General features: G+C 58.6%; 19 protein-coding genes. 13 read left to right on the top strand and 6 right to left on the bottom strand.

The window, feature by feature from the left end:
• Positions 1-135: 135 nt before the first annotated feature.
• Both BM079_RS08245 and BM079_RS08240 read right to left on the bottom strand, forming a co-directional pair.
• Positions 136-969 (bottom strand): class II glutamine amidotransferase, encoded by an 834-nt coding sequence (locus tag BM079_RS08245; RefSeq protein ID WP_090132835.1) that lies wholly within the window; start codon positions 967-969, stop codon positions 136-138.
• A 142-nt stretch (positions 970-1,111) separates the two neighbouring features.
• Complete coding sequence (locus BM079_RS08240; protein ID WP_175489644.1) at positions 1,112-1,795, bottom strand: CPBP family intramembrane glutamic endopeptidase; 684 nt, start codon at positions 1,793-1,795, stop codon at positions 1,112-1,114.
• Between the two features lie 168 nt (positions 1,796-1,963).
• On the opposite strand from BM079_RS08240, the gene BM079_RS08235 reads away from it, so the two are divergent.
• Together BM079_RS08235 and BM079_RS08230 are read left to right on the top strand one after the other, a co-directional pair.
• The gene (locus tag BM079_RS08235; RefSeq protein WP_175489643.1) at positions 1,964-3,265 is read left to right on the top strand and encodes a glutathionylspermidine synthase family protein; all 1,302 of its coding nucleotides are present in this window, start codon (positions 1,964-1,966) and stop codon (positions 3,263-3,265) included.
• A gap of 2 nt (positions 3,266-3,267) precedes the next feature.
• Positions 3,268-3,822 (top strand): hypothetical protein, encoded by a 555-nt coding sequence (locus tag BM079_RS08230; protein ID WP_090132828.1) that lies wholly within the window; start codon positions 3,268-3,270, stop codon positions 3,820-3,822.
• Positions 3,823-4,278: 456 nt separating this feature from the next.
• Here BM079_RS08230 and BM079_RS08225 read toward each other — a convergent pair whose 3' ends face one another.
• On the bottom strand, positions 4,279-5,652 hold the full coding sequence (locus BM079_RS08225) for a heavy metal sensor histidine kinase (RefSeq protein WP_090132826.1): 1,374 nt from the start codon (positions 5,650-5,652) through the stop codon (positions 4,279-4,281).
• On the bottom strand, positions 5,649-6,320 hold the full coding sequence (locus BM079_RS08220; RefSeq protein WP_090133284.1) for a heavy metal response regulator transcription factor: 672 nt from the start codon (positions 6,318-6,320) through the stop codon (positions 5,649-5,651). Before BM079_RS08220 ends, BM079_RS08225 begins: the two co-directional genes overlap by 4 nt.
• Positions 6,321-6,470: 150 nt before the next feature.
• On the opposite strand from BM079_RS08220, the gene BM079_RS08215 reads away from it, so the two are divergent.
• The 11 genes from BM079_RS08215 to BM079_RS08165 all read left to right on the top strand — a co-directional run bounded on the left by BM079_RS08215 (position 6,471) and on the right by BM079_RS08165 (position 15,981).
• Positions 6,471-6,968, top strand: a complete 498-nt coding sequence (locus tag BM079_RS08215; protein WP_217639657.1) for a GlcG/HbpS family heme-binding protein — start codon at positions 6,471-6,473, stop codon at positions 6,966-6,968.
• Positions 6,969-6,980: 12 nt separating this feature from the next.
• Positions 6,981-7,391, top strand: coding sequence for a hydroxyisourate hydrolase (gene uraH, locus BM079_RS08210; RefSeq protein ID WP_090132823.1), 411 nt, complete (start codon positions 6,981-6,983; stop codon positions 7,389-7,391).
• A 100-nt stretch (positions 7,392-7,491) separates the two neighbouring features.
• Positions 7,492-8,169 carry a glutathione S-transferase family protein gene (locus tag BM079_RS08205; RefSeq protein WP_090132821.1) on the top strand — a complete coding sequence of 226 codons (678 nt, stop codon included), beginning with the start codon at positions 7,492-7,494 and terminating at the stop codon, positions 8,167-8,169.
• A gap of 221 nt (positions 8,170-8,390) precedes the next feature.
• The gene (locus BM079_RS08200; protein ID WP_090132819.1) at positions 8,391-9,305 is read left to right on the top strand and encodes an MBL fold metallo-hydrolase; all 915 of its coding nucleotides are present in this window, start codon (positions 8,391-8,393) and stop codon (positions 9,303-9,305) included.
• The gene (locus BM079_RS08195; RefSeq protein WP_245742874.1) at positions 9,274-10,632 is read left to right on the top strand and encodes an NAD(P)/FAD-dependent oxidoreductase; all 1,359 of its coding nucleotides are present in this window, start codon (positions 9,274-9,276) and stop codon (positions 10,630-10,632) included. Before BM079_RS08200 ends, BM079_RS08195 begins: the two co-directional genes overlap by 32 nt.
• A gap of 61 nt (positions 10,633-10,693) precedes the next feature.
• Positions 10,694-12,487 (top strand): SulP family inorganic anion transporter, encoded by a 1,794-nt coding sequence (locus tag BM079_RS08190; protein WP_090132814.1) that lies wholly within the window; start codon positions 10,694-10,696, stop codon positions 12,485-12,487.
• On the top strand, positions 12,484-12,969 hold the full coding sequence (locus BM079_RS08185) for a TIGR01244 family sulfur transferase (RefSeq protein ID WP_245742873.1): 486 nt from the start codon (positions 12,484-12,486) through the stop codon (positions 12,967-12,969). The genes BM079_RS08190 and BM079_RS08185 overlap by 4 nt, the downstream gene beginning before the upstream one ends.
• 71 nt (positions 12,970-13,040) lie before the next feature.
• Positions 13,041-13,499: a YeeE/YedE family protein gene (locus BM079_RS08180; protein WP_090132812.1), complete on the top strand. Its 459-nt coding sequence runs from the start codon at positions 13,041-13,043 to the stop codon at positions 13,497-13,499.
• Positions 13,496-13,909, top strand: coding sequence for a DUF6691 family protein (locus BM079_RS08175; protein ID WP_090132810.1), 414 nt, complete (start codon positions 13,496-13,498; stop codon positions 13,907-13,909). The genes BM079_RS08180 and BM079_RS08175 overlap by 4 nt, the downstream gene beginning before the upstream one ends.
• Positions 13,910-13,984: 75 nt before the next feature.
• Entirely contained in the window at positions 13,985-14,680 is a 696-nt protein-coding gene (locus BM079_RS08170; RefSeq protein WP_090132808.1) for a response regulator, read from the top strand.
• Positions 14,677-15,981, top strand: coding sequence for a sensor histidine kinase (locus tag BM079_RS08165; RefSeq protein ID WP_090132805.1), 1,305 nt, complete (start codon positions 14,677-14,679; stop codon positions 15,979-15,981). The genes BM079_RS08170 and BM079_RS08165 overlap by 4 nt, the downstream gene beginning before the upstream one ends.
• 38 nt (positions 15,982-16,019) lie before the next feature.
• Here the strand turns inward: BM079_RS08165 and dsbG are convergent, their stop codons facing one another.
• Complete coding sequence (gene dsbG / locus BM079_RS08160) at positions 16,020-16,802, bottom strand: thiol:disulfide interchange protein DsbG (protein WP_245742872.1); 783 nt, start codon at positions 16,800-16,802, stop codon at positions 16,020-16,022.
• 75 nt (positions 16,803-16,877) lie between these two features.
• A complete protein-coding gene (locus tag BM079_RS08155) occupies positions 16,878-17,702 on the bottom strand; it encodes a prolipoprotein diacylglyceryl transferase family protein (protein ID WP_090132801.1) in 825 nt (274 codons plus the stop codon).
• Position 17,703: the final 1 nt, after the last annotated feature.

Below are 17,703 nucleotides of genomic sequence, written 5' to 3'. Positions count from 1 at the left end.
ACGGATACGCAGGATGAGAAAGACAGGCTGCGAAAGAGCGCTCGGCCCTGTCACCGGGTCGGCGGCTCGAAGGCAGAGGAGCGGCTGGCATCAGCGACGCTTTCGCGCCCCTTGTAGTGATGACGCCTGCGCCGATCAGGCACTCACTGCCGGTATCGGCAGGGCGTCATGGCGCCATTCGGCATCCATGTCGTCTGCATGGGTCAGGCGACGACCGGCGTGAAACAGCGCCAGCTCTCCCTTGTCAAAGCGCTGCCAGTCATGCCCTTCGGTGATGGGATGCGTGGCGACGATGACAAAGCGTTCGCCTTCACAGTGCAGGGCCCGGGTATCGACATGCTCGTTGCAGTCGATCAGGTGTACCCCGGCCGTGTCGGGGGTATGGGCCGCCCAGTGCAGATCGGTGGTGGCGTGGACAAACATGAAGTCGTCCACGGTCAGGATGAAATTGAAGGTGCCGTGACGGGCAATGTCGGTCGACAGCTCTTTCAGCGCTTCAAACATCGCCGACAGGGGCGGTGCGGTATCGCCAAAGCGTGCAACGAGCCGGGTGAAGATCGAGGCGAAAGCCTGCTCGCTGTCGGTATTGCCAAAGGTGTGGAAGCGGCCATCAATGTCGGGGGCAAAATCCTTGAGATCGCCGTTGTGGGCAAAGAAAAAGCGCTTTCCCCACAGCGTGCGCGTGAACGGGTGGCTGTTGGCATCTTCCACGGCACCGACGGTGGCCTTGCGGATATGGGCCATGAGATTGCGCGAGCGTGTGCTGCCGCCGGCCAGCAGATGGGCATGTCGGCAGCGGAATGCGCTGGAGGCGTACACCTTCAGATGCGGCTGACCATCTTCCGCACGATAGGCGATGCCCCAGCCATCCTTGTGGTCGCTGGTACCGCCACCACGGCAGAAGAACCCGCGCAGCAGATAGTTGGGAGCGATGGGATGGAGACTGTTGACGCCAAAGATCTGACACATCGGACACGGCCCTCATGATCACCGTCTCGATGTTGGCGCATGTCGCTCCCGAACCTAAACAAGAAAAATCGCTATTCATATGAATGTTTGTGTTAAAGGCGAGCGGGTCACCTCACGATGCCGGGCGGGCTCCCTGCTCTGCTCAAGACAGCGCGCCGACAAGGCCGATGGAAGAGATCAGGGCGTGCAGCAGCATGGGCAGCAGTAGCCCGCGGGTGCGCCAGCGGTAGTAGCCCAGCACCAGCCCCCAGCAAAACAGGGCCACAAAGGTGAGCAGGTGGTGATACTGAACCATGTGCAGCCCGGCAAAGCACAGGGCACTGAAGCCGACCAGCCCTGCCATTCGCCAGCCCCGTGACTGATCATCAAGGCGTGCGATCAAAAAGTGACGAAAGGCCAGCTCTTCGATGATCGGCGCCCAGATGAGCACGCAGATCACCATGATGACACTCTGCAGAGCACTCTTGCCGTCATACAGCGAGGTCATGAACGCCTCGGGTGCCATGTTCATCCAGACGCTGACCACGGCGATCAGCCCTTGAATCAACAGCACCAGAGCAATGCCTCGAACGACATCACGCGCGGTGAAATGGCCAATAATCGTGGGCTGTGGGGAGAACCAGCGTCGCCATGCCCAAAAGCCCGCCAGCATCAGCAGCAGGGATGGCGCCAGAAGTACCGCGAAGCCATAGCCACGCATGAGCGTTGCAAAGGCGGCATCGCTCAAGAGGCGTTGCCATATCAACACGCTTAAAAACTGGCTGCCGAGATAGACGGCAAACATCGAAAGGCCAAAGAGCACTTCCAGAAGAGGCCTCTTGCGCATGGGAGAGGCTGCAGTCATCACCGGAACTCCAGTCGCTGAAAAGGCTTGAAGGATATATGCCGACGCGGGCATCCGTTGCGGAACAAAGAATATCTTTATCAGGAAAGCCGAATTTCCTGTCGACTTTCCTTTAAAATGCTCGAGGATTTCCTTTTTAAACATGCCTTAATGAACATCGAGACCACTTCCTATTCCGCCAGCCTCGAAGCGTTATTCGAGGACACGCTGTCATGGCAGATCCAACCGGACAGGACCCTCTTCGAACAGCTTGTGCCCAATTTTCTCAACTCCGGTGATGGCTTTCGATACGCCAGTTTTTCCTTTGAGGAGATGGCAGATCACATCGATCGGCTGGGCAATGCCACCGAGCATCTGTTTCGCTGCCTTGAGCATTTCATGGCGCACGCCACCGAAGAGGACTACCGGGACCTGGGCATCACCAATCCGCAATTGATCCGGCTGATCAAAATGAGCTGGGCGGCGGACGACAAGTGCCGGCACATCCACCCTGCCCTGTTCAATGGCCTGTATGGCAACCTTGACTATTCCATTGATGACGCCGGTCAGCACTGGATCTACGAGTTCAATGGCAATACGCCGGTGCTGACCTATGAATCGATCGTGGTGCAGCACCATTTCTTCACCGAGCAGCGCGAACGTCTTGAAAACGTCGATCAGTTCAATGGCCTTTCCGAAGCCTGGCAGCGGTTTTTCATGCAGATTCGTGACCGTCACGGGCGGCTCAATATGGCCTTTGCCGGCTTCAATGCGCTGGTCAATGACACCCTGACGCTGGAAACGATGTGCTTTGCGGCCGCAGAAGCCGGTCATGACGCCGTCATTCTGGAGCTTGGCGAGGATCTTGAATACGACAGCTATTCACAAAAATACTATCGCGCCGGCCATGACACGCCACTGGACTATCTCTTCGGCCTGTTCCCGTGGGAGGACTACGATCGTCAGGCGCTCTCTGCCTTTATTGCCAACTACGAGAATCTGATCGATACCGGCCGCGGCACGATCATTGCGGAGCCTCCCTACAAGCTCCTGCTCTCCAACAAGGCCTTCATGGCCTACATGACGCGTATCGACCCGGAAGGCAGCCTGAAAAACGGCTTTATACCGACCTACCTGTCGCCCGAGCCGCTGGCGGGCCAGCGATATGTCTGCAAGCCCGTTTATGGACGCATGTCGTCCAACATTCAGGTGTTTGAAAACGATGCGCTCATCGGTGAAACCGACGGAGATTATGCGGGCTCCTCTGTCGTCTATCAGCCCTTCCGGGACATGATTCAAATCGGTGACTGCTGGTATCAGCTCAGGATGTGGCTGGCGCCACAGGAGACGCGTGCCGGAGGCGATCAGGTCTTTACCCCTGTCGGCATGGCCGTTAGACGCAGCACTTCAGCACTGAGCATGAATGTCGAGACCGAGGAATTCGTTCCTCATGTTTACCGCAGGAAAATCTGATAATGCGCAAGTTCACTTCCATCGCCCTGGTGGCCTCCACCACCGTTGTTCTCACCGCCTGCTCATCCAATGACCATTCAATGAGTCAACAACAGTTGGCAGAGTACTGCGGGATCGATACCGCGAAGCTGCTTGAGGACATGAGATCGGCAAATCCGCGGGTAGAGTCGGTTAAAATCCAGGACACCGACTGCACGACACAGGTGGTCTACAAGGACGAGACCGGCCAGCGCCATTACGCCGAGGCCGACAATCATCACATGATGAGCCTGCTGGCGGCCGGCGGCGCAGGCGCCCTGCTGGGCTACATGATGTCGGGACCGGGCCGCAGCAGCTTCTACGATGCGCAGATGCGCAGGAGAGACCGCGACAGGGACCACTCGACCTTTTTCTCGCCCTACATTGCAAGCAACTCACGGGCACTGGGCGCCTATCGCACCGGTCGAAGTGCCTCCCGCATCAACGTCTCCGGCCGGAATGGGCAGGTGACTACCCGCTCCAATCCGTTCAGGGGGACTTCTTCCACGGCGCGATCCTCTGCCTATCGCGGTGGTTGATCACCGGGCCATCCGGCCGCAGCCTGAAAAGGTCGCGGCCGGGGGCTGTGCAAGATGAGAAGCGGCGGTTACTTTTAAGGGCCTGTCTGAGAACCCGGTCAACGGACGCCAACGCTACTCGATATTTTGAATCTTAATATTGATCAGAAATAAAAATATATAATTATCAAAGGTTTATTTTATTTTTAAAAGGATTTTATGTTTTTACTACCCAAGCTACTACCCATTCGGTAATGAGCTGAGATAGCTAATGTATCTTTTCCTGCCCATCAGTATCTGTGAACTGTAGCCTTTAACAAAGTGTATAGGCAGCCTTTGGTTGATACGGGCAAAGTTGCATAACAGCACGGCAAAGCTGACCAGAAAATCAAACGCTGCGCTTGACGCGCATGCCCAGCCAGACATTGATGATTAGTGTAACCATGATAAGCGTGCCGCCATATTGACCTGTCTGATTCAGGACCGAGCCGATACCGGGAGGCATAACGTAAAGCGTACTCCCGAATGTTCATTGCTGACCGTTGCCAGACCGCCATGAAGCTGAGCGATGGAGCGAACGATCGCCAGCCCCAGTCCGCCGGAATCGCCGGGCGTATGGCGCGACGCATCCACACGATAGAAACGCTCGAATAACAGCGGCAGATGTGCCTCGGGAATCACCTCTCCCTGATTGAAGACACTGATATGGTGCAGGTGATCAATCTGCTGCTGATCAATGATGATGGACGTTTGCGCCTGACCGTAACGCAGGGCATTGGCGATCAGATTGGCCAGTGCACGCCGGAGCAGATCCGGGTCGGCATCAAGGCAGCCCCGAGCCCGGTTGATCAATGCCATGCCGCGCTCTTCGGCCATGCCTTCGAAATACTCGCAGAGCTGATCGACCATGTCGTGAAGTTCGATCGGCTGTCGAACGAGGCTCGTATCGGGCTGCTCGTTACGCGCCAGAAAGAGCATGCTGTCGATCATGCGTGCCAGTCTTTCAAATTCCTCCTGATTGGAAATCAGTGTCTCTTTGTATTCCTCGTCGGTCCGATCATGACGTAGCCTCTGCTGTGTCTGTCCCATGAGATTGGTCAAGGGGGTTCGCATCTCGTGGGCGAGATCTTCAGAAAAGCGTGAAAGCTGCAGAAAACCGGCCTCGAGTCGCGTCAACATGCCATTCAGGGCAATGCTCAAGTCGCGCAGCTCGCTGACTTCCGAGTGCTCGGGCAACCGGTGATAGAGATGCTGCATATCGATGGTGGCTGCGCGTGCCGCCAGGCGTCTTACCGGAGCCAGTCCGCGCCTTGTTACGATCCAGCCGAGCAAAAAGGCCGCTAGAGAACCACCTGCCAGCGAAAGCCAGAGTTTGCCACGATAGCTCGCCAGCATGCGGTTACGCTCGGCCAGGCGCTTGCCGGCGACCAGCGTGACCTGTTGGCCATCAAGACGGGCATCGATCCAGGCAAGTCTTGCCGGTGCGCCGTTCTCGAAGGTGCGCAGCTGCACCTCATCGCTACCCTTCAGTTCAGGCACCGACTGATGCATCGGGTTGACTTCTATCAGAGGGTGTCCGTCATCCGTCAGCACCCAGAGCACGCTTTCGCGATTATCAAGCATGTTGGCATACAACCGAGGACGCTGACGCAGTGCCTCGATGCTGTCACTGTTGTCCAGCAGCACGAGCATGCGCTCAAGGCGTCCTCGCAGCATCTGATCGTCACGCCAGGTAATTTCGCTATACAGGGAGTGATAAAGATACAGACCGAGGGTGCTCAGTAGCAGCCCGACGACAAGTGCAAATAAAAACGCCAATCGGAGCGTCAATGAGCCCGGGACCCGGCTCATGGCTCAAGTCCCAGCATGTATCCCATGCCACGGACCGTGTGAATCAAGCGATGAGGCCAGGGATCGTCCACCTTTGCGCGCAGCCGGCGAATGGCCACATCGACAACATTGGTGTCGCTTTCAAAGTTCATGTTCCAGATCTGTGACGCGATAAAGGTGCGTGACAGCACTTCGTTTTCGCGGCTTATCAATAGATGCAGCAGCGCGAATTCCTTGTTGGTGAGATGAATACGCTGACCCTGGCGCATTGCTCGGTGCTGAACAAGATCAAGGGACAGATCACCAACACCGAACAGCTGCGTCTCACGCGGCGGGCCACGTCGCAGCAGGGTTCGAACCCGGGCCAGCAGCTCCACGTAGGAAAAGGGCTTCACCAGATAGTCATCAGCGCCAAGTTCAAGCCCCTTGACGCGATATTCCACAGCGTCACGGGCGGTAAGAAAGAGCACCGGCGTCTGCCAGCGGCTGCGGATAAACTGAAGCAACTGCCATCCGTTCATGCCTGGCAGCATGACATCAAGAATAATCAAATCGAAATGTTCATCGCTGATTCGCTGCTGTCCTGCAAGCCCGTCATGCGCGACATCCACACTATAACCGGACTCGCTGAGGCCCTTGTGTAAATAGTCTGCAGTCTTGACTTCATCTTCCACGACCAGAATACGCACCGTCATCCCCTGTGGTTATTGCAATTTATCTTCAGCGTTTTTCCTGATGGATACCATTACAAATCTGTAATCCAGCCGTAATGGTAATGGCCGTTCGCCTGGACGATATTGCCCGGGTCAACGACAACAACGCTGCAGGAGAATAGAGAATTGATTCACAAGGCTCGATGGTCGCTGCTGCTGGGGGCACTTTGTACCAGTGCGGCGCTGGCGCAATCCCCCGACGTAGCAACGCATCCTGATGTCTCTCTGGCACTGGCTGATCAGATCCTGAACGCCACACTTGAAGCCTGTCACGGCGACCAGCATACGGCGGTGGCTGCCGTGGTAGATCGCGGCGGCAACCTTGTGGCCCTGCAGCGTGATGACAATATCGGCCCGCACAATACGCAGGCCGCCCAGCGCAAGGCCTTTACCGCGCTTTCAACGAAAACACCGACGCGTCAGCTGGCAGAGTCGGCACGTAACAATCCTGAGTCGCAGAATCTGTCCACTGTCAGCGACCTGCTGCTGTTGGGCGGTGGCGTTCCCATCAAAAGTAACGGTGAGGTCATTGGTGCCGTTGGTGTTGCCGGAGCGGGTGGTTCAGCGACCGATGAGGGATGTGCGCTCAAGGGTATCCACCAGGTGTTACCACAGGATCAATAACAGGAGAACGACATGAAGACATTAACAACTCTGGGCGCTGCCGTGCTGCTGTGCGGTGCCTCGACGCTGGCCATGGCGGCCACCAACCCGATCAGCGTTCACGTACTCAACACCCAGACGGGCAAGCCTTCTGCGGGTGTCGAGGTCAAGCTGGAGCATCAGACGGACAGCGGCTGGGAAACCGTCGCCACTGATACTACCAGCGAAGACGGGCGAATTTCGGCGCTGTTCCCCGAGGGCGACACCTTTGAGTCGGGGGTGTATCGGGCAGTTTTTGAAACCGGTGACTGGTACAAGGCGCAGGATATCTCGACCTTCTTTCCTGAAATCACTGTCCCGTTTCAGGTCGATAACGTCGATCAGCACTATCACATTCCACTGCTGTTGAGTCCGTACGCTTACTCGACCTATCGTGGCAGCTGATACTCTGCTATCGATTGTTTAGACGGCAAGCACAGCCCCCGGCAGCGATATCGCTGCCGGGGGCTGTGCTAATGAGATATCCACTTTTTTGGAGAAAGTCATGACTCTATATGGTGTTCCGCTATCCCCGTTTGTTCGTAAGGTGTTATTGGTGGCCAATGAGCTTGGTATCCCGCTTGATACCATCGAGGTGCCGCCCCACAGCGATGATCCGGATTTTCGACGTATCAGTGCCATGGGGCGCATTCCGGCATTCAGCGACGGAGCGTTCGAACTTGTAGACTCGTCGGCCATCAGTCGCTATCTGATCATGCAGGCCGGGAGTGATCTCATGGGCGGGCAGAACCCGCGGCGTCAGGCTCAAATTGTGGTCCGGGAACGTTTTGCCGATGACGATCTGGCCCCGGCGCTGACTGATGTGTTAATCGAGCGGGTGGTCAAGCCCGTGCGCCTTGGTCAAACAACGGATGAGTCGGTCGTTGAAACGGCGCTCGAGAGCAGGCTTCCGCCAGTATGGGATCGTCTTGAGAGTCTGCTGGCTGATAATGGCTCATGGTTGGTGGACGGCGAGTTCAGCTATGCCGATTTTGCGCTGGGCACGCATTTGGCCAGTGCCGAGCTTGCAGCAGTAATGCCAGATGAATCGAGTTATCCGAACATCGTTGCCTGGCATCATCGACTTCAATCACTAGCGGCTTACAGTGCCATGATGACAAACACGCAGGAGTGTATTGAACGCATGAAAAAGAATTTATCGGCTCAAGGCCCGGCAGCATAAATTTTGATCAGCCGAAAGGATGAGCCAGTATCGTTGCGTTCAAAAGAGCCGGCTATTGTGTCGGCTTCTGTGTGGTTCATACACCAATGTTTGCATGTCGATATGGTGACTAATACTGAAAGCGTTAATGGTTATCCAACCTCGCTCTTATATTTAAAAATAATCTAAGGATATAACTTTTTGTGCGTTATCCTTGAGGCATGATTCTTCAAGGAGCTGTCATGAAAAACTTTGCCCTCTCTCGGGGTGATCAGAAAAGCGGCTGTCCCAATGTCGCCGGCTTTTTCGATCCTCGCACTTTCAGTATCCAGTACGTTGTTAGCGACCCCGCCACGCGCCGCTGCGCGATTATCGATCCGGTGCTCGATTTTGATGAGAAGGCTGGTGCGACCGCCACACTGCAGGCCGATACATTGCTGGCCTATATCGAGCGCGAAGGGCTCGAGGTCGAGTGGATTCTGGATACACATCCTCACGCCGATCACTTCTCCGCTGCGCGCTATCTCCATGAAAAAACCGGAGCGCCGACCGCCATTGGCCGACCGGTGACTCGGGTTCAGGCGTTGTGGAAAACGATCTACAACTGGCCGGATTTGAAGGATGACGGCAGCCAGTGGGATTATCTGTTCGACGAAGGGGATACCTTCAAACTGGGTGAGATCAATTGCCGCGTGATGCACTCACCGGGTCATACACTGGCCTCGATCACTTACGTGATTGGTGATGCGGCCTTCGTTCACGACACCCTGTTCCAGCCAGACTTCGGCACCGCGCGCGCCGACTTTCCCGGCGGCAGCGCCCATCAGCTGTGGCACTCGATTCAAGCGATCCTGGCGCTGCCCGATAAGACGCGGCTATTCACCGGTCATGACTACATGCCCGACGGCCGCGAACCGCAGTGGGAAAGCACGGTGCGCGAGCAGCGCGAGACCAACAAGCATCGTTTGAGCGATAGCAGCGAGGCCGAGTACGTCGAGCTGCGTAACCGTCGCGACAGCGAATTGCCGATGCCAAAACTGATCCTGCACGCGCTACAGATCAACATTCTCGGCGGCCGCCTCCCTGAGCCGGAGAGCAACGGCAAACGCTATCTGAAATTGCCGCTTGACGCTCTGGAAGGTGCTGCATGGGAGTGAGAATGCCACGTCGCCAAGCCATATTGCAGCGTGTCGAAACAACCAACGGGAGCCAGCCATGGACAGGTCAACAGTTTTGAACGAATCGTCAGACGTTAATGAGAAACGGCACGACGTCGTCATCATCGGCGGTGGTGCGGGCGGCATCGCGGTCGCTGCAAGCCTTCACAAGCGCCGGTTAGATCTCGATATCGCCATCATCGAGCCCGCACAGGATCATTTCTATCAGCCCGGCTGGACGCTGGTCGGCGGTGGCGTTTTTACAGCGGACCAGACGCGACGTTCAATGCATTCAGTAATGCCGGATTTTGCGACCTGGTATCAAACTACAGCCGATCAACTGATACCTGAACTACATCGGTTGAAGCTCGGTGATGGTTCGACGCTTGGCTATCGGGCATTGGTGGTTGCGCCGGGTCTCGAGATCGACTGGCAAGCAATCGATGGTCTTGAGGAAACGTTGGGCAAGAATGGTGTGACCTCAAACTACCGTTTTGATCTGGCGCCCTATACCTGGTCATTGGTTCAATCCATGAAACGAGGCAAGGCGCTTTTTACCCAGCCACCGATGCCGATCAAGTGTGCCGGCGCGCCACAGAAAGCAATGTATCTCTCCTGTTACGAATGGGAGAAGCAAGGTTTTTTGAAAGATATTGACGTTCACTTCCACAATGCCGGTGGTGTGATGTTTGGTGTTTCGGACTTCGTGCCAGCACTGGACGAATACGTGCAACGCTACGGCATTCACAAGCAGTTTCATCAGAATCTCATCGCCGTGGACGGCTCGGCCCAGAAGGCGCGCTTTCGTGTCACCCATGAAGACAGTGTCGAAGAGATCGAGACCGATTTCGATATGCTTCACGTCGTGCCGCCACAGCGTGCCCCACGGCTGGTGCGAGAATCGTCACTATCCAATGAGGGCGGCTGGCTCGATCTCGACGCCGAAACCCTTCAGCATAATCGTTTCAACAACGTCTTCGGTCTCGGTGATGCCAGTGGTACCGGCAATGCCAAGACGGCCGCCGCCGTGCGCAAGCAGGCACCGGTGGTGGCGGACAATTTGCTGGCTGCACTTGACGGCAAGCCGATGCCTTCCGGTTACTTCGGATATGGCGCCTGCCCGTTGACGGTAGAGCGTGGTCGCGTAGTACTGGCGGAGTTTGGCTACGGTGGCCAGCTACAGCCGACCTTTCCGTCCTGGATCAACCAGGCGACAAGGCCGACCAAACTCGGCTGGAATATCAAGGCGCAGCAGCTCCCCTTCATTTACTGGAACCTGATGCTCAAGGGGCATGAATGGCTGGCCAAGCCGCAGGCCCGCTCCTGAGAGGTGCCTCTTTCATGAATACCCGACCGCATCATGGCTCGGATAACGGAGCGGACAAGTCATGAGTCAGCAGCAAAGAGCCGGATTGGCGCGCTGGCTTCCGATTCTTGATTGGGGGCGGCGTTACAATGCTGGGTTGCTGGTCGATGATTTGCTGGCAGCCGTGATCGTGGCGCTGATGCTGGTCCCGCAGGCATTGGCCTACGCCATGCTGGCAGGGCTCCCACCTGTGGTAGGGCTGTATGCAAGTCTGGTGCCGCTGGTCATCTATACCCTGCTGGGAAGTAGCGCGACGCTCTCTGTTGGTCCGATGGCGGTGGTGTCCCTGATGACCGCCTCGGCACTTTCGCAGGTTGCCAAATCGGGATCGTCAGATTACGTCGCTGCAGCCCTGGTTCTGGCGCTGCTCTCCGGTGCCATTCTGCTGGTCATGGGGCTTTGTCGGCTGGGCTTTCTGGTCAATTTCCTGAGTCATCCGGTAATGACCGGCTTCGTCAGTGCTTCGGGTATTTTGATCGCCGCTAGTCAGCTGAAGCAATTGCTTGGTGTCGACCTCTCCGGCTCGACGCTGCCGGCGCTGTTGTCCCGGTTACCCTCTGCATTGGAAAGTGTCAGCCTGCCGACTGTCATCATTGGGATGGGATCGCTTTTGCTACTGTGGGCCATACGAGGATGGGGCAAGCCCGTACTGGAATACTGTCATGTACCGTCTCGAGTGGCGGGCGTACTGATCAAGCTGGCGCCGATCGCCACCATTGTATTGGCAGCACTGGTTGCCGGCGCGGCAGGCTGGCTGGGTCGCGACGTTGCCGTCATTGGTAAGATTCCCGCCGGGCTGCCACCGCTGACCCTACCCGACTGGGAGCCGGAGCTGTGGCGATCGCTGATCGGTTCGGCGGTGCTGATCAGCATCGTCGGCTACGTGGAGTCGGTCTCGGTGGCCCAGGCGCTAGCGGTGCGCCGCGGTGAACGCGTCGATCCGGACCAGGAACTGATCGGGCTTGGTGGCGCCAACCTGGCGGCGGCTTTTACCGGCGGTATGCCGATCACGGGCGGTTTCTCGCGCTCCGTGGTCAATTTTGATGCCGGCGCTCGTACCCCGGCCTCCAGTGCATTCACTGCCGCCGGTATCGCGCTGGCCATGCTGTTTCTGTCGCCCTGGCTGCGGGAACTGCCGATGGCGACGCTGGCAGCAACCATCGTCATTGCCACTGTCTCGCTGATCGATCTGGCAGCGTTCAAACGCGTCTGGCGCTACGCCCACGGCGAGGGTATCGCCATGACGGTGACTGCACTGGCAACGCTGATGCTGGGTGTGGACGTAGGCATTCTGGTCGGTGTCGCCATGTCGCTGGCTCTGCATCTCTATGGCACAAGCCGACCTCACAGTGCGGAAGTCGGTCGAATTCCCGGCACCGAACATTTTCGTAATGTCCGTCGTTATTCCGTGGAGACCGATGCAGGGGTTGCCATTCTGCGCGTTGACGAGAGTCTCTATTTCGCCAACGTTCGCCACCTGGAAGACCTGATCACGGCGGTGGTGAATCGTGACCCTACGCCTCGGGATCTGGTGCTGGTCTGCCAGGCGGTCAACGTCATTGACGCCACGGCGCTGGAGAGTCTCGAGGCGCTCAATCGGCGCCTGCAGGATCGACAGATCGGACTGCATCTCGCCGAAGTGAAAGGGCCCGTAATGGATCGGTTGTGTCGTACCGAACTACTCGAAACGCTCAATGGCCGTGTCTTTCTGAGTACCTTCGATGCCTGGTGTGAGCTGCATGGCCGAGGCTCGGCGCCGCTGAGTCATCCGTGTATTGAATCGCCGGTGCCCGAGCGTTCGGTAACTATCGGTTGAAGACATCAACGTTATTACCAAACGAGCAAGATGCGGAAATGATGAATATAAAATCACTTGATAACCGATTGAGTGTCACTGCGCAGCCCCGGCTCGATGAGCTTGAGCAGTTGGCAGCTCGGGGGTTCCGCACGATTCTCTCCAACCGCCCACGGGGCGAAAATGAGGACCAGCCGGATCCTGATGCGCTTAAGGACAAGGCCGAATCATTGAGTATGGTCTGGCATCAGATTCCGGTCAGGCCGGGGGAATATTCACAGGCTGACATCGAGGCGTTCGAGCACATTCTGAATAACGCTCAAGGGCCCATTGTTGGCTTTTGTCGTTCGGGCAAGCGTGTGACTGATCTATGGGCCTTGTCACAGGCAGCCTGTCGTCCCGTGCAGGAGCTTATCGAGGCCGCCGGCGCCATCGGTCATGACCTGGAGCCCTTGCGTGAGCGTCTTGAGCAGCAGGCCAGCCAGACGATTCGAAGGAACTGATTAATATGTGATGTTGGCGCGGCCGAGCGTTTGGCAACTGCTGTTTGACGGCACTGACAATGAGGTGCGAGATGGAAACGATGAGCGGGTTGCAAGGTGCACTGGGTGGCGTTCTGATCGGGCTTGCCGCCACCCTGCTCATGGGATCGTTGGGACGAATTGCTGGAATCAGCGGCATTCTCTCCGGACTGCTTTTCGAACGCGGCGGAAACAGGCCCTGGCGCCTTGCGTTTGTGCTGGGCATCGTATCCGGGCCGGGCCTGTTGATATTGACCGGGCTGGACTGGGGCAATGTGTCAGGCGACAGCGGAGCGGTGGTCGGTCTCCCGGAGAGTGGACCGGCGATGATGTTGATTGCCGGCCTGCTGGTCGGGTTGGGCACCGGCCTGGGGAGCGGCTGTACCAGCGGCCATGGGGTTTGCGGGTTGGCGCGTCTGTCGCCCCGGTCAATGGCCGCAACGCTCGTCTTCGTACTTGTTGCCATGCTGACCGTGTACCTGTCGCGTCATGTGCTGGGGGGCTCGGTGTGAAAATTCTGGCAGGTTATTTAGCGGGATTGTTGTTCGGTCTCGGCCTGGCGATCAGCGGCATGACCGATCCGGCGCGAGTTATCGGCTTTCTCGATGTTGCCGGCGCCTGGGATCCGACCCTGATCTTCGTGCTGGGCGGGGCGGTTGTCACTACATTCATCGGTTATCGCCTCGTCTGGCGACGCCAGATGCCGCTGTTCGAGTCCCGGTTTCAGCTGCCCACCCGCCGTGATCTCGATAGCCGGCTGCTGGGCGGTGCCGCGCTTTTCGGTATTGGCTGGGGCCTCTCCGGCTATTGCCCGGGCCCGGGGGTTGCCTCGCTGCCGGAACCGAGCTGGCCGTTGGCGGCATTCATCATGACCCTGCTGCTGGGTTGGTGGCTGGCGCGTCGGCTCTCTTCCGCTCACTGATCGGCAAGCTCATTCTGACATCATCGCCGTCCGCCAGACTATGGTAAAAATGGATCGCGTCCAAACGGGGGAAACATGCGCGTACTGCTTGTCGAGGACGATGCACCTGTGGCGGCCGGCATCGAAGCGGGACTGGCGCTGAGCGATTTCGTCGTCGATACGGTGAGCACGGTGGACGGCGCACGCGGGGCGCTGTCTGCGATTGACTACGATGCCGTGGTGCTCGATCGCCGTCTGCCCGATGGCGAGGGTCTGACGTTGCTGCAACAGTGGCGTCGTGCTGGCGTTGCCACACCGGTGCTGATGCTGACGGCAAGAGATGCCGTGGCCAGTCGCGTCGAAGGGCTTCAGGGCGGAGCTGACGACTACCTGGTCAAACCGTTCGATCTGGATGAGTTGACCGCAAGACTGCAGGCGCTATTACGCCGCAGCGCCGGGCAGGTCGATTGTTCACTTCGTCACGGGCGCCTGGCGCTGGATCCTGTTGCTCGCAGTGTGATGCTGGATGGCGTACCGGTGGCGCTGGTGCGTCGCGAACTGATGCTGCTGGAGGCGCTGATTCGGGCTCGTGGGCGGATTTTGAGTGCTGATCAGCTAAAGGATCGCCTCTACGGCATTGATGACGAGATCGAGAGCAACGCCCTCAATGTGCACATCTACCAGCTGCGTCGCAAGCTGGGACGCGAAGCGATCGAGACGGTTCGTGGCATCGGCTACCGTCTCGGCCCGCTTTCCGCCGACAGGCCTTGTCAGGGCGACACCCCATCATGAGCCTTCGGCTGCGTCTCGTCGTCACGCTCGGGATCACGCTGATGCTGCTGTGGGGGCTGACGGCGGCGTGGTCGATGCGCGATCTCTCGAGCCAGCTCGAGCGTTCGTTAGATCAGCGCCTGGCCCAGTCGGCCCGAATGGTGGCCGGTCTGCTTGATCGTGTGCCGGCGGCGACCTGGAGTGGTGAAGTTGGCGAGACGTCAGTCATCCCTGCGCTTGAGGGCATCGCCTGCCGCGTGTCATCGCTGCGCGGGCAGGTGGTGGCGGGTACGCACCCGGGAATGAACGATGTTCTCGCAGTCGATGCCGAAGGCTACAGCTACCGCGATCACAACGATCAGCGTTGGCGCGTTTATACTCTGGTCGACGACGACAAGCGGATCACCGTCGCTGATCGCCTGCGGGAGCGGGAATCATTGTTATCTCAGGTACGCCGCGCAGCCTTTTATCCGTTTCTGCTCGCACTGATCGGTAGTCTGATTGCGCTGTGGTGGGGCGTGACTCGGGGACTATCGCCGCTGTCGAGACTACAGCGGCGCTTGATGGCACGCGATCATGGTGACCTCTCGGCACTGCCGATTCGCGGTTTGCCGGGGGAAATTCGTCCGCTGATCGACGGTTTCAACACCGTGCTTGCGCGTACTCGACGCATGCTGGCGCTGGAGCAGCGCTTTACCGACGATGCCGCGCATGAGCTACGTACGCCGCTGACCGCGATTCGTACCCATCTTCAGATTGCGCGACGCGTCAACGGCGATCCCCGCCGGAAGGCGATGCAGCAGGCGGAAGCAGGGGTCGAGCGGCTGACGAAGACGCTCGACCAGTTGCTGTTGCTGGCACGCATGGAGAGCGAGGAGATTGCGCGGGGGAGTGTCGATCCCACGCGGCTGGAGCAAGCCCTGGAGGCCGCGATGGTGGAGACCGGCAGTCGTGATCGGTGCCATTGGCACGCATTGGCCGATCAACTTCATATCGCGCTATCCGGGGAGTTGCTGGTGATCGCGCTGCGTAATCTGCTCGAGAACGCCATGCGTCACGGTTCACCTGACACCCCGATCGAGATTGAGGCGCACGAGGCGGACGGCATGGCCGTGATCGACATCGTCAATCAGGGCGAGACCATCCCGCCCGAACAGATCGCTCGCCTGACGGAGCGCTTTCATCGCGGCAATCATCCGCAGGGCAGCGGCCTGGGGTTATCCATCGTCGAGGCGATCGCCACCCGGGTCGGCGGCAGCGTGCGGCTCACCTCCGGCGACGGTATCGGGCTGCGGGTGACGCTCTCGCTGCCCCTGGCCTGACTCGCCAGGGACGGGTGAGCAGAGGTGGATGAGAAAACTCAGGGAGAGTCGCTACCCATGATGGTGCGCAGCTTGTCCGGCGAGGGCGCGCCCCTGACCTTATACACCGTGCCATCATCGTCCTGATAGAAGGTCACGGGTGTCGCGTAAAGCTGACCATCATGCATCAGTTGCGTGTTGTCACTGACCCATTGCTCGCTCTGATCGGTTCCCTCGCTATCCGGCATGGCGCCGGTACGGTAGTGCTCGGCGATCGCGGCGCTCGGATCGTCGGCGGCCAGGATTGCGGCGGCTTTCTCGGGGCTGTCCGCTTTCAGAATGCCTACCATCAGATGACGAATCTGGACCTCACCGCTTTCGATCCAGGGCTGAGCGTCCTGCCAGAACTTGCGGCAGTAGGGACAGTTGGGATCGCTGAAGGTGTAGACCACTCGCGATGCATCGGCATCGCCCTCGCGAACCCAGTGATGATCCGCCATTGTCTTCCATAGCTCGGCATTCCTGGGCCCATCGACGAGCTTTTCCAATGGCTCGGCGGAGACGTCACGGCCCCGGGCGTCGATCAGCGTACCGACGACGGCATGTTCGCCGTCCGGGGTCAGATAGGCGGCCACACTCTGCCCTCGGATGCTGGCACCGTAGCCCTTGAGCCCACCGGGGGCATCGAATTCACCGTGAATGGTAAGGCCCTGCTGCTCAAGAGCCTGAATCGGCGCGGGCCAGTCATCGGCGGCGGCGGGAAGGCTTGCCGCCAGAGCAATACTGGCGGCCATAGGCAGCGCGAGCCGTAGTGACATCATTCGGGGGGTGTGATGTTGCATCGTTGTCGTCTCCGTTTGTGAATGCCTGGCGAGAAGGTCAAGTGAAGCGCCTGGGTTGAAAGCGTGCCCGAATCGTCATGGGGCAATGCGCTCGAGACTGCGATCGAGCGTGGCACGGGAAAGCTCACCGAAGTGGGTATCGACGAGCTGGCCGTCGGCGTCGTAGTAGAGGGTGGTCGGCATGGCCATGGCACCCACCTCCCGACCGAAGGTCATATCCGGATCGCGATAGAGATGATCGAGCGAGAGGGACTCCCGTTGCAGAAACGTCTCGATGGCGTCAACGCTCTCGCCCTGATTGACGAACACGAACGACACGTCGTTCCGCGCCTGCTGGGCCTGCTCCAGCATCGGCATCTCGCGACGACAGGGTGGACACCAGCTCGCCCAGAGATTGACCACCATGGGCCGATCAGATGCCTGCAGCACGGTGGGCAGTGCTACCGGTGACCCATCGAGAGCCGCCAGCGGGATAGCGGGCAGGCTCGCCCCGCGAGGTGCCGTCAGCGTCAGGGCGCCAGCGGTCATCGACCATGCCAGGGCACCCGAGAGAACCGCTGCGCCCAGGGGACGGCGCATGGCCGGCTGCCGCCAGAAACGCCAGGCCAGATAGGTAAAAGCGATCGCCAGTCCCGCCAGCGACTCGAACCCGCGATCCCTGATATCGAGCCAGGACCAGAAGGTGTCGTAGCTCTGCCAGTAGCGGGCGACGAACACGATGCGTGCGCCGATCACGCCGATCAGCAACGCATTGAACAGAACATCGCCGACGCTGATTTGCCGACGACGGCCCACCCAGGCACCCACGATCAGGGCGACGATCATGGCCACGATCAGCAGAAGCTGACCCAGACTCACGCCCAGGGGCCCCAGAGCGATACTGCGATCAAGCGAATTCATG

This window comes from Kushneria avicenniae (assembly GCF_900112585.1).
In the GTDB taxonomy this organism is placed as follows: domain Bacteria; phylum Pseudomonadota; class Gammaproteobacteria; order Pseudomonadales; family Halomonadaceae; genus Kushneria; species Kushneria avicenniae.
Note: the sequence above shows the minus strand (reverse complement) of the source record. Positions and strands in the feature narration are given on the sequence as shown.

Excerpts from the sequence above, each read along its gene's own strand:
- BM079_RS08245 (WP_090132835.1), bottom strand. The coding sequence starts at position 969 with ATGTGTCAGATCTTTGGCGTCAACAGTCTCCATCCCATCGCTCCCAAC.
- BM079_RS08240 (WP_175489644.1), bottom strand. The coding sequence starts at position 1,795 with ATGCGCAAGAGGCCTCTTCTGGAAGTGCTCTTTGGCCTTTCGATGTTT.
- BM079_RS08235 (WP_175489643.1), top strand. The coding sequence starts at position 1,964 with ATGAACATCGAGACCACTTCCTATTCCGCCAGCCTCGAAGCGTTATTC.
- BM079_RS08230 (WP_090132828.1), top strand. The coding sequence starts at position 3,268 with ATGCGCAAGTTCACTTCCATCGCCCTGGTGGCCTCCACCACCGTTGTT.
- BM079_RS08225 (WP_090132826.1), bottom strand. The coding sequence starts at position 5,652 with ATGAGCCGGGTCCCGGGCTCATTGACGCTCCGATTGGCGTTTTTATTT.
- uraH (WP_090132823.1), top strand. The coding sequence starts at position 6,981 with ATGAAGACATTAACAACTCTGGGCGCTGCCGTGCTGCTGTGCGGTGCC.
- BM079_RS08205 (WP_090132821.1), top strand. The coding sequence starts at position 7,492 with ATGACTCTATATGGTGTTCCGCTATCCCCGTTTGTTCGTAAGGTGTTA.
- BM079_RS08200 (WP_090132819.1), top strand. The coding sequence starts at position 8,391 with ATGAAAAACTTTGCCCTCTCTCGGGGTGATCAGAAAAGCGGCTGTCCC.
- BM079_RS08190 (WP_090132814.1), top strand. The coding sequence starts at position 10,694 with ATGAGTCAGCAGCAAAGAGCCGGATTGGCGCGCTGGCTTCCGATTCTT.
- BM079_RS08180 (WP_090132812.1), top strand. The coding sequence starts at position 13,041 with ATGGAAACGATGAGCGGGTTGCAAGGTGCACTGGGTGGCGTTCTGATC.
- BM079_RS08170 (WP_090132808.1), top strand. The coding sequence starts at position 13,985 with ATGCGCGTACTGCTTGTCGAGGACGATGCACCTGTGGCGGCCGGCATC.
- BM079_RS08165 (WP_090132805.1), top strand. The coding sequence starts at position 14,677 with ATGAGCCTTCGGCTGCGTCTCGTCGTCACGCTCGGGATCACGCTGATG.
- dsbG (WP_245742872.1), bottom strand. The coding sequence starts at position 16,802 with ATGCAACATCACACCCCCCGAATGATGTCACTACGGCTCGCGCTGCCT.
- BM079_RS08155 (WP_090132801.1), bottom strand. The coding sequence starts at position 17,702 with ATGAATTCGCTTGATCGCAGTATCGCTCTGGGGCCCCTGGGCGTGAGT.